Annotated in this window: 9 protein-coding genes and 1 riboswitch; of the genes, 8 read left to right on the plus strand and 1 reads right to left on the minus strand. The window is 42.9% G+C overall.

Translation table 11 applies throughout. The features are described from left to right. The first annotated feature begins 924 nt into the window (after nucleotides 1-924). Both secA and prfB read left to right on the plus strand, forming a co-directional pair. On the plus strand, nucleotides 925-3,669 hold the full coding sequence (secA, locus tag GT589_RS03435; RefSeq protein WP_293396064.1) for a preprotein translocase subunit SecA: 2,745 nt from the start codon (nucleotides 925-927) through the stop codon (nucleotides 3,667-3,669). A 10-nt stretch (nucleotides 3,670-3,679) separates the two neighbouring features. After that, nucleotides 3,680-4,790 (plus strand): peptide chain release factor 2 gene (prfB, locus tag GT589_RS03440; protein WP_293396067.1). Its coding sequence is split into 2 segments (ribosomal slippage): nucleotides 3,680-3,754 and nucleotides 3,756-4,790, totalling 1,110 coding nucleotides; the frame shifts between segments, so codons are not numbered across the junction. 83 nt (nucleotides 4,791-4,873) lie between these two features. Here the strand turns inward: prfB and GT589_RS03445 are convergent. Next, the gene (locus GT589_RS03445) at nucleotides 4,874-5,329 is read right to left on the minus strand and encodes a YaaR family protein (protein ID WP_293396070.1); all 456 of its coding nucleotides are present in this window, start codon (nucleotides 5,327-5,329) and stop codon (nucleotides 4,874-4,876) included. A gap of 215 nt (nucleotides 5,330-5,544) precedes the next feature. Here GT589_RS03445 and GT589_RS03450 point away from each other — a divergent pair, with 215 nt between their 5' ends. From GT589_RS03450 to GT589_RS03480, 6 genes are all read left to right on the plus strand, one after another. Beyond that, nucleotides 5,545-8,190: a DUF6240 domain-containing protein gene (locus tag GT589_RS03450; protein WP_293396073.1), complete on the plus strand. Its 2,646-nt coding sequence runs from the start codon at nucleotides 5,545-5,547 to the stop codon at nucleotides 8,188-8,190. Nucleotides 8,191-8,427: 237 nt separating this feature from the next. Further along, complete coding sequence (locus tag GT589_RS10070) at nucleotides 8,428-11,154, plus strand: flagellin N-terminal helical domain-containing protein (RefSeq protein ID WP_330582850.1); 2,727 nt, start codon at nucleotides 8,428-8,430, stop codon at nucleotides 11,152-11,154. Nucleotides 11,155-11,168: 14 nt separating this feature from the next. Beyond that, nucleotides 11,169-11,639 carry a flagellar export chaperone FliS gene (gene fliS, locus GT589_RS03465; protein WP_293396076.1) on the plus strand — a complete coding sequence of 157 codons (471 nt, stop codon included), beginning with the start codon at nucleotides 11,169-11,171 and terminating at the stop codon, nucleotides 11,637-11,639. 137 nt (nucleotides 11,640-11,776) lie between these two features. Further along, the gene (locus tag GT589_RS03470) at nucleotides 11,777-13,900 is read left to right on the plus strand and encodes a Tex family protein (RefSeq protein ID WP_293396079.1); all 2,124 of its coding nucleotides are present in this window, start codon (nucleotides 11,777-11,779) and stop codon (nucleotides 13,898-13,900) included. Nucleotides 13,901-13,924: 24 nt separating this feature from the next. Continuing rightward, nucleotides 13,925-15,094, plus strand: coding sequence for an amidohydrolase (locus GT589_RS03475; RefSeq protein ID WP_293396082.1), 1,170 nt, complete (start codon nucleotides 13,925-13,927; stop codon nucleotides 15,092-15,094). A 52-nt stretch (nucleotides 15,095-15,146) separates the two neighbouring features. Continuing rightward, a riboswitch (FMN riboswitch) is annotated at nucleotides 15,147-15,261 on the plus strand. A 70-nt stretch (nucleotides 15,262-15,331) separates the two neighbouring features. Next, nucleotides 15,332-15,943: an ECF transporter S component gene (locus GT589_RS03480; RefSeq protein WP_293396085.1), complete on the plus strand. Its 612-nt coding sequence runs from the start codon at nucleotides 15,332-15,334 to the stop codon at nucleotides 15,941-15,943. The last annotated feature ends 177 nt before the right edge of the window (nucleotides 15,944-16,120 follow it).

A 16,120-nucleotide genomic window follows, 5' to 3' on the forward strand; every position in this document is an offset into this window, starting at 1 on the left:
TCCTTAGCGCCGATGGTACTTGGATCGAAGGGTCCTGGGAGAGTAGGTCGTGGCTGCGTAATCTTTTTATTTTTTTGTTTTTTTTGAAGAATTTAAGGGCGTGCCTTGAATACAAGAAAGCGGCTCGCGCGATGCTGCAGCTGCCAGCTATAATCCGATGAAAACGCCGGCCTTATGTCTCGTTTTGGACCGAATCCAAAGGAATAATTGGCCTTTAAATTTCATTTTGTGATTTCCAATTGGCTTATGCACTCTGAAATCTGGAATTTTGAGAACTCGCTGCGCTCAGACACTCAAAATTCCAACGATTTCATTCATGCACTTCGCCAGGAAATCAATCAAAACTCATTAAATCAGGCCTGCTTTATTCCGTTTGGATTCTTGCGATAAGAGCTCTGCCCATACGTAACTAGCCGACTATGCATAGTCCGGCTTTTTTTATTTGGATGAATCTCTCAAAACAGCAAGCTGCTCCAAATGTCGCAAAAAATAAAAAGCGTTACGCAGTTGGTGTGGGGAGAGGAAAACCAGCGCGCATGGCTGAGTGACTCTGGCAATGATAAATCAGGGCGCCTTTATGAGGCTTTGATGGATTTCCAATCGAAATGCAGATGCGGAGCCGGGAGAAAGCTTTGACTGTCTGAGCGCAGCGAGTTTCAAAGCTGCCGGCAGAGTGGCGGCATGAGATGAAAGGAAAGCCCAAAGCTGAGTCGGCGCCTATTTATCATGCAGAGTCAAAAGCAGAGTTCCTCACAAAACCTTAACATCAGTAAAATCAAAAAAAAGCTCTACAATATATATTTTATGATAAAATAATAGTTATGGGATAAAAAGGACTGTTGCATAATTTCAGCAAGCAAGCAGCCCGAACAGCCCAATTAGGCTATTAAAATAAAAATAGAATCTTGAAACGAGGGACTAAGCATGGAATTTATTAAAGAATTATTCGGGGGAAATAAAAAAGAAATTAAAAAAATCGAAAAAATAGTAGATAAGATAGAGGCGATAGAACCTAATTTTACAGGTATGAGCGATGCAGAGCTAAGGGGCATGACTCAGAAACTAAAGGATAGAGTAGCTGGCGGCGAGACGCTTGATGACATACTGCCGGAGGCTTTTGCCACAATGAGAGAGGCAGCCAAGAGGGTGCTTGGAATGAGGCACTACAGGGTGCAGCTAATTGGAGGTATAGTTCTTCACCAGGGAAGAATAGCTGAGATGAAGACTGGTGAAGGTAAGACGCTTGTGGCTACGCTTCCAGTTTATCTTAACGCGCTTTCAGGCAAGGGAGTTCACGTTGTAACTGTCAACGATTACCTTGCAAAGCGTGACAAGGAATGGATGGGAAGCATATATGAATTCCTGGGCCTTACAGTAGGTGTTGTTGTGCACGGGCAGACGCCTGAGCAGAAGAAGGCTGCGTACAACTGCGACATAACATACGGTACGAACAACGAGTACGGCTTTGACTACCTAAGGGACAACATGGTCATATATAAAGAAAACATGACACAAAGAGAGCTCAACTTTGCCATAGTCGACGAGGTTGACTCCATACTTATAGATGAAGCCAGGACTCCGCTTATAATTTCGGGACCTGGAGACAAGTCTACAGGACTCTACCATGATGCAAACACCTTTGTACAGATGCTGAAAGGCAGAATACTCGATCCTACAGAAGACAAGCAGGACAGATTCAACAGGGAGTACAAGGAAGAGACTGTTGATTTCACTGTAGATGAAAAAGGCCACTCTGTAATGCTTGCGGAAAACGGAGTTGCTAAGGCTGAGAAGTACTTCAACGTTGAAAACCTGTCAGACCCCACAAATATGGAAATATCACACCACATAAACCAGGCTCTAAAGGCTCATAACCTAATGAAGCTTGATGTGGATTATGTCATAAAAGACGGCGAGATAGTAATCGTAGACGAATTTACAGGAAGACTAATGTTCGGAAGAAGATATTCCGACGGCCTCCACCAGGCGATAGAGGCCAAGGAAGGGCTAGAGGTTCAAAGGGAATCGCAGACGCTTGCGAGCATAACGTTCCAGAACTACTTCAGGATGTATAAGAAGCTCTCTGGTATGACGGGTACGGCCAAGACGGAGGAAGAGGAGTTCAAGTCGATATACGGCATGGACGTAGTTCAGATTCCAACTAATAGGCCTATAGCCAGAAAGGACGAGCCCGACAGTGTATACAAGACTGATGAAGGCAAGTTCAAGGCTGTTGTAGATGAAATTGAGATGAGATACAGGACTGGTCAGCCTATACTTGTAGGTACTATAGCTATAGAAACGTCTGAAATGCTCTCTAACATGCTCAAGAGAAAGGGTGTAAGGCACCAGGTGCTAAATGCCAAGCAGCACGAGAGAGAGGCTGAAATTGTAGCGCAGGCAGGAACGCTAGGCTCTGTGACTATAGCTACAAACATGGCAGGAAGGGGTACCGACATAGTGCTTGGGGGTAATCCTGAGTTCATGGCCAAAAAAGAGATGAGGAAGCTTGGTTATAGCGACCACATCATATCGCTGGCTACAAGCTTCATAGATACGGAAGATCCTGAAATAATAGAAGCCAAGGACAAATACAAGGGAATATACTATGACATCAAAACGCAAACAGACGAGGAGCAGGAAAAAGTTAAAGCTGTCGGCGGTCTTTGCATACTTGGTACTGAAAGGCATGAGTCTCGAAGGATAGACAACCAGCTCAGAGGTCGTGCCGGACGTCAGGGAGACCCGGGTACGTCAAGGTTCTTTATAAGTCTTGAAGACAACCTGATGAGATTGTTTGGAAGCGAAAAGATAAGAAGCGTAGTAGACAAGCTGGGAATGGAAGACGACATGCCTATAGAGCATTCACTTCTGTCTAAGTCGATTGAAAATGCTCAGAAGAAGGTAGAGGGCAGGAACTTTGGAATAAGAAAGCACGTTCTCCAATTTGACGATGTAATGAACAAGCAGAGGGAGATAATATACAAGGAAAGAAGAAGCGTCCTTGAAGGCGAAAACATAAGGGAAAATATAATGTCCATGATTCAAAAGATAGTGGACTACGCAGTGGAGCGTTTCACCGCCGAGGGCAGCTATCCGGAAGAGTGGGATCTGCAGGGACTAAAGGAGTACATGTACTCTGCCTATCTTCCAAAGGACAGCATCGATTTTGGCGACATAGAAAATCTCGACAGGGAAAAGATAAAAGACATGCTGCTTGACCTTTCGGTATCGCTTTATGAGCAAAAGGAAGAGCTCATTGGCGAGGAAAGGATGAGGGAGATTGAAAGGATTATACTCCTTCAGGTTGTTGATACCAAGTGGGTTGACCACATAGACGCCATGGAGCAGCTAAGACAGGGAATAGGTCTAAGGGCGGTAGGACAGGAGGACCCTGTAAGGGCATACCAGTTCGAGGGCTTTGACATGTTCGAAGAGATGATAAGAAGCATACAGGAAGACACAATAAAATTCATGTTTGGATTCTCGCTCGAGGAGCGCATAGAAAGGAAGCAGGTAATAGATGTAGACCACCTTTCTCAAAGCTCTGCCGATCTTGATTCTCCGAGCCAGACAACAGTTGTAAAGGACGATAGGGTAGGAAGAAACGATCTTTGCCCATGCGGCAGCGGCAAGAAGTACAAGAAGTGCTGTGGAAAGAACTCATAGGGGGAAGCATATGCTTAATATTCAAGAATACAACCAGAAAATCCAGGAGATGAGTGAGTCAATAAAGGAGCTTTTGGTTTCTCTTTGACATAGCAAAGCTTAAGGACTTGGTGGATGAGCAGGAAAAAGCCATGACTAGCCAGGGCTTCTGGGATGACAATGAAAGGGCCCAGAAGACGCTGCAGTCCAACAAGATGATGAAGGAAGAAATAGAAGGCTTTGAAAGACTGGAATCATCGTATGAGGATATTCAGATACTTCTTGAAATGGCAATCGAAGAGGATGACGAAGCTACAGAAATGGAAGTAAAGCAGGCCATAGAAGAGCTTGAGCGGGAGATAGCCAGCATAAGGATAAAGACTCTTCTGTCGGGAGAGTATGACAAGAACAATGCAATACTTTCAATACATGCAGGCTCGGGAGGGCTAGACGCCCAGGAGTGGGCTCAAATGCTTCTCAGGATGTACAAAAGATGGGCCGAGCAGAAGGGATATACTACTTCTGTGATAGACATGATTTCAGACCCGGAAGCCGGAATAAAAAGCGCCACGATACTAGTGGAAGGTATGAATGCATACGGATATCTCAAAGGGGAAAAGGGCGTTCACAGGATAGTCAGGATTTCGCCCTTCGACCCTTCGGGCAAGAGGCACACGTCCTTTGCATCCTTGGATGTGATCCCTGAGATAGAGGAAGATGCGAGCATCCAGATCAATCCTTCCGATCTGAAGATAGACACCTACAGGGCTTCGGGAGCCGGAGGTCAGCACGTCAACAAGACTGATTCGGCTGTAAGGATAACTCATATACCTACGGGAATAGTGGTCCAGTGCCAGAACCAAAGGTCGCAGCACAGCAACAAGCAAATGGCCATGCAGATGCTAATGTCAAAGCTTGTTGAGATAAAGGAGCTTGAAAAGAAGGAGCGAATAGAGGATATACAGGGCGAATATTCTCAGATAAGCTGGGGAAGCCAGATAAGATCCTACGTGTTCAATCCGTACAATATGGTTAAGGACCACAGGACAAATGTGGAGGTTGGCAACGTTCAGTCGGTGATGGACGGGAACATAGATATATTCATTAACGAATATCTCAAGTGGATAAAAAGCGGCAAGTAGACCTATGCAAAAAATAGACAAAGAAAATGGAAGGGGAATACCCTTCCATTATTTGTATGCAAAAATAATATATAATAAGGAAATCACATCATAATATCAACAAGAAGACCTCTTATTGCATCTATACTTTTTAGAACTTTGGAATGATCTACATGATTTGTTATGAATTCTCTGGTTATGGCATCGAGTTCCCTGTCAACTTGTTTAACAACAGAATAAACTCTATGTCTTCCTCTTCTGTCAAGAAAGTTTTGCTGAGAATAGGTATGTGAGTTTTCGACTGCTATGCCCATGAATTCTCTTACTAGTTTTTTGTATTCAAGCACATCTTTTAGATAAAGGTTATTTTTAAGATGGTCAGATTTTTCTACTATCTTTTCGAATATGCCTTCAAGCTTAGTCCTGACCTCATCTGACTTTATCTTTTCAAATTTTTGCAAAAAGTCACTCTGTTTTGGCTTTAATTTTTGGGGGACGCTGCTTGTATTTTGAATTTCATGTGTCTGGGATAATTGAGATATATTGTTTATTGTTGACAATTCATCACATCCTTGTTAACTCTTCTTGGAATATAATATCATTATACATTATCGGCAAGACTCGTACATACATAAAATAAAAATATGAAGCTAATGCTGAAATCGAGATGGGATAATTAATGAGTCAATATGCTCATATTTCATAAAAGAGGTTAAACAAATTGGTGTCCAATGACGATAGATAATGTAATAAGAAAACCAAGAGGTGGTTTTACATGATAGATGCAATTTTGAACGGCAAACATGCGGCTGTTGCTGATGCATACACTGCACTTACAACATCTGCAAAAACGAAAGAAAAACTTTTTGAAAAAGACACTAAAAATAAAAACATGGATGTAGCGGATGAAAATGAAAGAGTTTTCTATTCCAAAATACTAAGGACGCTTGGCATGGATGCCAACGATGAAAATGTAAATGCCGCAAAAAAGCTTCAAAGTCATGAGGTTCGGCTGACAAGGGAAAATGTACAGTCGTTTTTGATTGCAAAGAACAGTATGGAGGAGATATCAGCCTCTCTTGACTACGAAAATGTTATAAGACTTTCAAAAATGGGTTTGGACATTGAAAATGAGTCGCTTCAAAAAATAGCACTGTCACTTGGAGAGCTTGAAGAAGAAAAAGAAGGGCTTAGCATACTAAAGATGTTTGGCAAGAAAGAACTTTCGACTGAACAGGCTGAAGAAATAGCAAATAAAGTATATGGAAGCAGCATGGGGAAGGATATAACTGACATAATAAAGTCTCTTCATAAGGCTGGCGAGAGTATAACAAAAAAAAATATCGAAAAAATAAATGATGTTTTTTACAAGCTTGATAAGCTTTCAGATATCAAGGATCAGACATTTATAGATACAATCAAAAATGAGCTCGACGTCAGTATAGGGAATCTATACAATATAAAAAGATTTGTAAAAACCGGGGAAATAGAAAAGGCGCAAGGCACAGAGGCTGCAATTATAAAAGGCTATGAGGCTGCAGGGCAAACAAAGCGTGCGATTTCAGCAGCAGAGCTGCAGCTTTTGGAGGATGATATAAAGGCTCTCCTTGATGAGATGGGGCTTGTAGCATCGCAGGATAATGTAGAGCTTTCGAAAGAGTTTATTAAAAGGGACATTCCTGTAACTAATGAGAATATAGCGAGCATAAAAGAGATGAAGGAAGCTCTTGAAAGTGTCATAAGAGCATTGGATATTGACAAAGCAGTTCAGCTCTCTAAGTCTGGGGTGGATGTGGAGAAAGAAGACATCAGGGAGCTTGCTGAAAAAATAAGACACCTGGAAGTTATTAATCAGGAAGATACTAAGCATTTGGATAGAAATGAATATGAGAAGATTAAAGAAACGTTGGAAAAAATAGAATCTTTGAAAAAAATAGAAGAAAAAGACCTGCTAAATCTTCTAAAGAAGAATGTAAGCTTCAAAATAAGCAAAATAGAACAAATCATATTGGGCAAAATAGAAGAACCTAAGCCGATTATTGAAAGTGTGTTGGGAACAGCGGCTAATAGCATAAGCAAAATAGCCGAAGCTTTCAGGGAAATAGGCGACCTCGACCTAAAAACAGTGGCCTTCCACATGAAAAACAGCATACCGATGACACTTGAAAACATTCAAAGCAGCACGATGTGGATTTCGGGCAAGGTGAAGAATCTGGATGTAAAATTGCCGGAGAATGAAGCAAATGTGCAGGCGCCTACCATCATGGGCGACATGGAAGAAGCCGTCATAAAAAAATACATGCAGCTAAATGGCAGTGTGGATAGAAATGCAGTAGAAGCTGCAAGGGCGCTTGTTCAAAATGGACTGCAGATTAGCAGCTCAAACATTCAAAGGGCAATTGACATATACGGAAGCTACAGCAACGTAAGGGACAACCTGACTAGCGACATGGTAATGAGCAGTGCACATATAGGAACCCATATTGAAAGTGTCGACATTCAAGCTGTTTCAAGATATGTGGATGCATACGAAAAAATGAGTGATAAAAATCAACTGACGCCGATAGAAGGCAAAGCAGTTCTAGGTCAAGGATATGAAGACAAACTGGTTTTTGGCAAGAATCTAATGGAGAATATTTTGGATTTGTGCAGAGAAAGTGAAAACAATATAGCATTTTTGATAAAAAACAGCAGAATGCTTTCTCTGGGAGAACTGCAAAAGACATACTCTATGTTAAAAAACAAAGACCAGGCAGGGCATAAAATTTCTGAAATTGCTGATTTCATATATGAAAAGGGCGATGAAAACAGCATCAAGGAAATTGAAAAACTTAGAAAAGCAGTAGATGAAATTTCAAAGAGTCTGAGAGCACCTGAAAGAAAACTAGATGATGCATACAAAGAAATGGAAGAAGCTTTAAAGCATTTAGAAAAGAACATAAAACTCCAAAACGATGAAAGCAATGACGCTCTAAGCAAGAAATTCAAGGAGCTGCATGAGACCATAGAGCAAAGCAGAAAAACTTCAGCAGAAAGCAAAATAATACAGCTTCCGATATATATGAATGGGCAGTTTACAAATCTCAACATGTATTTCACGGACAGAAGGAAGGGTTCGGCGAAAATGAACTCGGAAGATATGGTTGCTATAATAAGTATAAGCACTGCAAGCATGGGGAATGTGAAAATGGGGCTGGAGATACAAAAAAAGAGCGTAAACCTAAAAATCGAGCTTGAAAATGCATCTGACAGGGTCTATATGGAAAAACACAAGGGTATGCTTGAAGATCTATTTAGTCAAATTGGATACAAATTGGGGGAGATGACATTTCATGAAGATGAGCAAGGCGGTGCTTTGAAAAACGAGGAGCCTGAAAAAGAAATGCCCATGTCCCGCGGAGCTTTGGACATCAAGATATAGAGGTGATGAATATGAAAAAATATCCGGAGCAAGAAAGTCGGACCCCTATTGTAAAGTCGGAGGAAAATCAATCATTAAGACTTCCTAAAGAAGTTCCGGCTGATTTTTTAAACATGGTATCTCAGCTTCTTAATTTTATTGAACATGTAGACGAAATAAAGAGCAAAAACGAGTAAAGTATTTTGGAGATTCGGTCGATAAACTACTTGTAATTAAAAATGCCAGGGAGGAATAGAGTTGAGAATAAATCACAATATATCGGCAATGAATGCCCATAGAGTTCTAACTAGGAACAATGATATCGGAAGCAATACTCTTGAAAAACTCTCTTCGGGAAAGAGAATAAACAGAGCAGGAGACGACGCTGCTGGAATGGCCATAAGTGAAAAAATGAGGGCACAGATCAGAGGGCTTCAGGTAGCTTCAAGAAACTCCCTTGATGGAGTGTCACTTGTTCAAACTGCGGAAGGAGCAATGGCTGAGATTAACTCAATGCTTCAAAGGATGAGGGAGCTGGCGGTACAGGCAGCTAACGGAACGGCGACTGAGACAGACAGGCAGTCAATACAAGAAGAAATCAACCAGCTTACATCAGAGGTAAATAAGATTGCAAATGGTACGGAATATAACACAAAAGCTATGCTTAGAGGGAATGAGGCGCCAGACACCAATACGATAGTAAAGCTCATGTCTACAGGGAATGCGGCTAAAGCCACAACAGACAGTCTTGGAGTGACCGCTGGAGAGGATGTATTGACAAAGGATTTTTCTAACAAGACATTGTCAGTAAGTATCAACGGCAAAAAGACAGAGGTAAATCTGCAAGGTTTTACAGGGGATAAAAATGATACTCTTACAACCAACGAATTTTTGACCAGAATAAATGACGCTCTTGGCGATAGTGCAGTAGCTGTGTTCAACAAGGATTATGGTGTTGAAATAAGCACAATAGCTTCGGGTGGAGACCAGAACATAAAAATAGAAGGAAGCGCAGTTGATGTTTTATTCTCAGGGCAGACTGAGGTGTCTGTCTACGGCAAGGGCGAAGACTCCGGAGGAACTGCAAAAGGCTCATTCTACTTCAAAGATATGCCGGAAGTAGGTTCGTTCATACAAATAGGCAATGAAAGGATAGATTTCTACGATGGCTCCAAAGAACCTTATGTAGGCTCAAACAAGGCTATAGACATAAGTGCAGTCAAATCAGGGAATGAGCCAGTAGAAGTAGTTAAGACAGTTACTGAAGACTGGGAAGTTTCAAATAAAGTTTCGTATGCACCTGCAACACCTACAAGCATTGAGCCTGGAAAGGTTGAGGTTCTTAATTTTTCATTCAACTTCAAAGACGGGGATAAAATAAAAATAGGAAATACAGAATTAACGTTGAAAACTGTTTTGTCAGATCCTCCAGAGGCAAACGAAGTTAAAATAGAATCCAGCCTTGGTGAAACATTAACTAATTTAAATACAGTATTTGCATCAAGTTCGATAGCGCCTCACAATTTTGAAATGCAAGCGCCGGAAAGCGTTATGGAGCTTGATTTGAAAACTGTGGCAGGCGACATAGACGGCAAGGTCATAGAAATTGAATATCCAAAAGGGGCTTCAACTAAATTTGAATTCGATACGGATAATAGCGTTACTGCCGGAAACATCAAGATAGGGGTCATAGGCGGAGCATCTGCCGAGAGCATGGGAAATGCCATGAAAGCCGCCATAGAAGCCAAGTTTCCGGAGCTTTCTGTTGCAGTTGACGGCTCCAAGCTTACAATAAACGGAACGGATGGACTTGTATTCAAAGGTTCTGATTTATCATCCATAACGACAAGTACTATTGATGGCGATGGAGAGATAAAATCAAGCGCCATAATTTCAATAACCGATACAAATGGAAATTCAGACGAAGTGACTTTAAGCTTCACTCCAAACGGAGGAACTGAAATCATAGGCAGCAATATAAATCTAAACGTCGGAGGCACACCAGAGCAGGAAGCTGAATGGGAGTTTGAGTTCAGCGGAAACCTGGAAGCAGGACAAAAAGTAATAATTGACGGAGTTGAATTTACAGCAGTAGCTGGAGCTCCGGGAGCCAACCAGTTTGAAATAGGTGCAGATATTGAAACGACTGTTTCAAATCTTGCGGCAGCAATGAAGGCAAATGCAGCATTAGTTGAACCAGCGGGAATATACAGCGACATTGTAAGCTCTGGCGTCAAAATGACATTGAAAACGGCATCTGTAAGCGAGCCTGTTGTTCAGCTACTGCGAGAAGAAGTGACATTTGAAGAAGTAGAAGAGGAGCAGTCGAATACATATAAAACTACTGCAGAAATTGTGGAAGAGATAAAGAACAACATAAAACTTGATGGCGTTGATTTTGAAATAGGAATTGACAAGCCTCAGGAACTCATAGTAGTGTCAAAACAATCCGGATTTGCAGGGAACCTCATAGCTCTTGAGGGGACCCTTGATGAATTCAACACAAATCTTCAGATAGGCGCAAATGGCGGACAGAGCTTCAGATTGGAGATAGGGGACATAAGAGCCAAGGCTCTTGGAATATCTTCTGACAAGCCTACAGGCAATACAGGAGTGGATGGAGCAGCATATGTAAAAGTGCCTAATGTTACAAACGGCGTTTCTGCAAGCAATATAGAGTATTCAATAGATGTATCGTCAGAAGAAAAGGCCTCTGCAGCAATCAGCGTGTTTGACAACGCACTGCTTAAGGTGACATTTGAAAGGGCAAGGCTTGGGGCTGTTCAAAACAGGCTCGAGCATACTATAGCCAATCTTGACAACACAGCCGAGAACCTGACTGCCGCAATGTCGCGCGTAGAGGACACGGACATGGCTCTTGAGATGGCTAACTTCCAGAAGATAAATGTTCTTCAGCAGGTAGGGGTTTCAATGCTTGCTCAGGCAAACCAGCAACCCCAGTCTATACTTAAGCTACTAGGATAAAAGAGGTGGAATAGATGATAGAAAAAGAATACCTGGCTGTAAGAGTGGCTTCGTCAAACGACGCCCAGCTTGTTTCCATAGTGTACGAAGGACTGATCGATTCGCTGAACGAGTCTATCGAGCATATAAAAGACGGTGAAATTCAGAAGTTGAATCTTTCCGTAGATAAATGCAGGGATATAATAGCAGAACTAATAGCAACGCTGAGCGGGGATTCTGAAATTGCAATGAACTATAAAAGTCTTTACATATATTTGAATTCACTAATAACAGAAGCTCATATTAAAAAAGACACTCAAAAGTTTGAAGAGGCAAAGAAGATTGTAACTCCTCTACACGAGGGATGGAGTGAACTTGGCGAAAAGCTCTTCCAAGAGAGTGTGGAAAAAGGAAATGGAACAGCTGTCGTATCAGGAATGACATACGGCAAGGGGTATGTTAACGACCAAGTATCGCGCAGCGAAATTAGATGGGAAAAGGGTTAAAACACAAATAAAGATGTTAAGCCGGCAGAGGAAATCATATATTTCCAGCTGCCGGCTTTTTGACGTATTTGTCCCATTAAAATTTTCATATATGATATAATCTTTAAGGCAGCAATTTAGACGGGAGAGATGAAAAGATGATTACAAGCATGCTTGTAAAAGAGCTTGGCGTTAAAAAAGGACAGGTTGAAAATGCCATAAAGCTTATAGATGAAGGCAACACCATACCGTTCATTGCAAGGTATAGGAAGGAAATGACAGGCGGCCTGAGCGATGAAATATTAAGGCAGCTGCACGAGAGGCTCACTTACCTTAGAAACCTTGAAGATAGAAAGCAGGAAGTAATAAGGATAATAGATGAGCAGGGCAAGCTTACAGCGGAGCTTGAAAAGGCCATAAACAAGGCTGACATGTTGCAAAAGGTAGAGGACCTATACAGGCCCTACAAGCAGAAAAAGAGCACCAGGGCTGAAAAGGCAAGGGAGAGAGGACTTGAGCCTCTTGCACAGGCCATAATAGAAGGAAAAAGAGGCATACTGGAGTTTGCAGCGAGTTTTATAGATGCAGAAAAGGAAGTGGATTCGGAAGAGGCTGCTATAGCTGGCGCGAAGGACATAATAGCTGAGGGCGTATCTGACAACGCGGCATACAGGCAGTGGATACGTGAGCTTTGTTTGAAGACAGCAGTATTAAATTCTCAGGCAACAGACAAGGACAGCGATTCTGTCTACTCGAACTACTATGACTTCAGTGAGCCGATTTCAAAGGCGGCAGATCACAGGATACTTGCCATAAACAGGGGGGAGAGCGAGAAATTCCTCAGGGTCAAACTCTTATTCCCCGACGAGAGGATGGTCGAATACCTCAAGTCGAAGGAGATAAAGTCTGCAAACGAGTGTACATCGTATATGGAAGAGGCTATAGAGGACGCATACAAAAGGCTCATACAGCCGTCTATAGAAAGGGAGCTGCGCAGCGGTCTTACGGAAAGAGCCCAGGAGAATGCCATAGCTCTTTTTGGAAAGAACCTGAAGGGCCTTATAATGGCTTCCCCAGTCAAGGATGTAAGGGTGCTAGCAATAGATCCGAGCTTCAGAACGGGCTGCAAGCTCAGTGTACTCGACGAGACTGGCAAACTGCTTGAATACTCGACAATATACCCAAATGCACCCAGAAATGAGACTGAAAAGTCAAAACAGGAAATGCTAAGGCTCATAGAAAAACATGAGGTAGACATCATATCCATAGGCAACGGCACGGCCTCGCGCGAGACTGAATCGTTCGTGGCGGAATCAATAAAGGACTTGAGCAGGGCAGTCCACTACACAATAGTCAGTGAGGCCGGGGCATCCGTATATTCCGCATCAAAGCTGGCAAACGAAGAATATCCGGACATAGACGTTTCAATAAGGGGAGCAATATCAATAGGCAGAAGGCTTCAAGATCCAATGGCCGAGCTTGTAAAAATAGACCCAAAGAGCATAGGTGTGGGCCAGTATCAGCACGATCTCAACCAGAAGAGGCTCGATGAGGCGCTTAAAGGCGTTGTGGAGGACTGCGTGAACTCTGTGGGTGTGGACATAAACACTGCAACAGTATCCCTGCTGAGGTATGTATCGGGAATATCGGAGTCAATCGCCAAAAACATAGTCGCATACAGGGACGAGAACGGAAAATTCAATGGCAGGCAGGAGCTTAAGAAGGTCAAAAGACTTGGAGACAAGGCCTTTGAGCAGTGCGCAGGCTTCCTTAGGATACACGGCGGTGCAAATCTGCTTGATAACACGGCTGTCCACCCTGAGTCATATGAGGCTGCCAAGAGGCTGCTCGAGATTCTGGGCATAGACATAAGCGGAGCCTCAAAGGTGTCTATAGACAGAAAGGACATAGACATAAAAGCGCTTTGCGAGCAAACCGGTATAGGAGAGCTTACTCTGGCTGATATAATCACGGAGTTGCTTAAGCCGGGCAGGGATCCTAGAGATGAAATGCCAAAGCCAATACTCAGAAGCGATGTGCTCAGCATAGAGGACCTTAAGGTGGGCATGGTGCTATCGGGCACTGTAAGGAACGTTGTTGATTTTGGGGCGTTCGTGGACATAGGGATAAAAAATGACGGACTTGTTCACATTTCGCAGATATGCGAGCGGTTCATAAAGCATCCTATGGAGGTTCTGAGCGTAGGTGATATAATAAACGTAAGGATTATAGATGTAAACCATGAAAAGGGGAAGGTCTCCCTGAGCATGAAAGAAATATAGAGGATAAATTGGAAGGAGAATGGTATGCTACTTATTAAAAATGGCAAGGTGTACACAATGGCAAATGGCGTGCTTGATTCGGCCGATATACTTGTCAAATCAGGCAAGATAGCCATGATTGCAAAAGACATAGAGGCTACAAGCGACATGCAGGTCGTGGATGCCACGGGAAAATTCGTTTTTCCGGGCTTCATAGATGCGCATACTCACATGGGGCTCTGGGAAGACGGAATGGGTTTTGAAGGCGCCGACGGCAACGAAGAGACAGATCCCGTAACTCCGCACCTTAGAGCAATAGACGGAATCAATCCCATGGACAGGAACTTCAAGGAGGCACTTGAGGGCGGAATTACTACGGTTGCAACAGGTCCCGGAAGCGCCAATGTTATGGGGGGACAGTTCGTAGTAGTCAAGGCTGTCGGAGACAGGATAGACGACATGATAATAAAGGATCCGGCGGGCTTTAAGATAGCCTTCGGAGAGAATCCAAAGAGTGTCTATGGAAAGGATGACAGGGCGCCTCAAACGCGCATGGCGATTGCTGCGCTAATAAGGGAGACGCTCAAAAAAGCAGTCAACTACCACGAGGATATGCAGGATTACGTGTCAGATGAGGACGTTGACAGGCCGGAATACGACATAAAACTAGATGCACTCATTCCGCTGCTTGAAAAAAAGGCTCCGCTTAAGGCTCACGCTCACAGAGCGGATGACATATTTACAGCCATAAGAATAGCCAAGGAGTTCGATCTGGAGCTTACTCTTGATCACTGCACAGAAGGTCACCTGATTGCAAACCACATAGCTAAAGAAGGCTATCCGGCGCTAGTTGGGCCGTCGCTATGCGAAAGGTCGAAGATAGAGCTCAAGAATCTTGATTTCAAGACGGCTGCCGTACTTAGCAACGCAGGCGTTCAGGTTGCACTGATTACAGACCATCCAGTTGTGCCTATACAGTACCTTCCACTCTGTGCAGCTCTTGCAATAAAGGCTGGAATGGACGAGCAAAAGGCTCTTGAAGCCATAACGATTAATCCGGCGAGGATACTCGGGCTGGGTGAGAAGATAGGCAGTATAGAGGAAGGCAAGGATGCGGACATAGTAATATGGAACGGGTATCCGCTGGATGTGAAAAGTGTCGTAAGCATGACTATTGTTGATGGCAGTATCGTCTACAATTCGGCAGAAAAATAACACGTTGACAATTATTGCCTGACGTATTAATATAATTATATAAGTGAATATATTTTAACTTCAGGGCAGGGTGAGATTCCCGACCGGCGGTACAGTCCGCGAGCCTAACGGCTGAACTGGTTAGATTCCAGTACCGACAGTGAAAGTCTGGATGGGAGAAGTATGTATTTTTGTGCGAGCAGAGGAACCTGGAGATTATTCGGGTTCCTTTTTATTTTAAACTATGGGGGGATTTAAATGGATAGAGCGGCAAAACTAAATCCAGGCAGACTGTTTACAACATCGAACCTGGTTAAAATCTCAATGCTAGGAGTAATGTCTTTTTTGATAATGTTCATAGAATTTCCGATAATGTTCTTTCCTGAATTTCTGAAAATCGACATATCGGATTTGCCGGCTGTTATAGGAGGCTTTGCGCTCGGCCCCGTGGCGGGGCTTATGATTGAGCTTGTAAAAAATCTGCTTCACTTTGCAATAAAGAGCCAGACCGGCGGTATAGGCGAATTTGCCAACTTCCTTGTGGGCGGAGCTTTCGTGTTCGTATCATCTGGCATATACTACTCGTCCAAAAGCAAAAGAATGGCAGTGATTGGGTGCATTGCTGGAACTTTTGCCATGGGTATTGTGGGCGGACTTGCAAACTACTTTATACTCCTGCCTTTCTACTCGACATTCATGCCAATAGAAGCCGTGGTTGCCATGGGAGCCCAGTTTAACAGCGCCATAACAGACCTTAAGACATTTGTTTACTATTCAATAGTGCCTTTCAACATAATAAAGGGCGTATTGCTTTCTGCAGCGACGCTTGTGATGTACAAGAGGGTATCACATATTCTGAAAGGGCAGTAAATGAAAGGAATCAAAAAGTAGCCGAGAGCAGACATAATATATTTATTCACGTATATAAAAAGTAGGCATATGCCTATTTTTTTATGTTTAGACTGGGCTTTTTTTGCTATAATGAAAGTTGGACTACAATTGGACATAAGACTTAAGTCATAGATTGAACTACCGCCACCTATGATA

The sequence above is a fragment of the Peptoclostridium sp. genome (assembly GCF_009881055.1).
Taxonomy (GTDB): Bacteria; Bacillota; Clostridia; order Peptostreptococcales; family Peptostreptococcaceae; genus Peptoclostridium_A.

Excerpts from the sequence above, each read along its gene's own strand:
- secA (WP_293396064.1), top strand. The coding sequence starts at position 925 with ATGGAATTTATTAAAGAATTATTCGGGGGAAATAAAAAAGAAATTAAA.
- GT589_RS03450 (WP_293396073.1), top strand. The coding sequence starts at position 5,545 with ATGATAGATGCAATTTTGAACGGCAAACATGCGGCTGTTGCTGATGCA.
- fliS (WP_293396076.1), top strand. The coding sequence starts at position 11,169 with ATGATAGAAAAAGAATACCTGGCTGTAAGAGTGGCTTCGTCAAACGAC.
- GT589_RS03470 (WP_293396079.1), top strand. The coding sequence starts at position 11,777 with ATGATTACAAGCATGCTTGTAAAAGAGCTTGGCGTTAAAAAAGGACAG.
- GT589_RS03475 (WP_293396082.1), top strand. The coding sequence starts at position 13,925 with ATGCTACTTATTAAAAATGGCAAGGTGTACACAATGGCAAATGGCGTG.
- GT589_RS03480 (WP_293396085.1), top strand. The coding sequence starts at position 15,332 with ATGGATAGAGCGGCAAAACTAAATCCAGGCAGACTGTTTACAACATCG.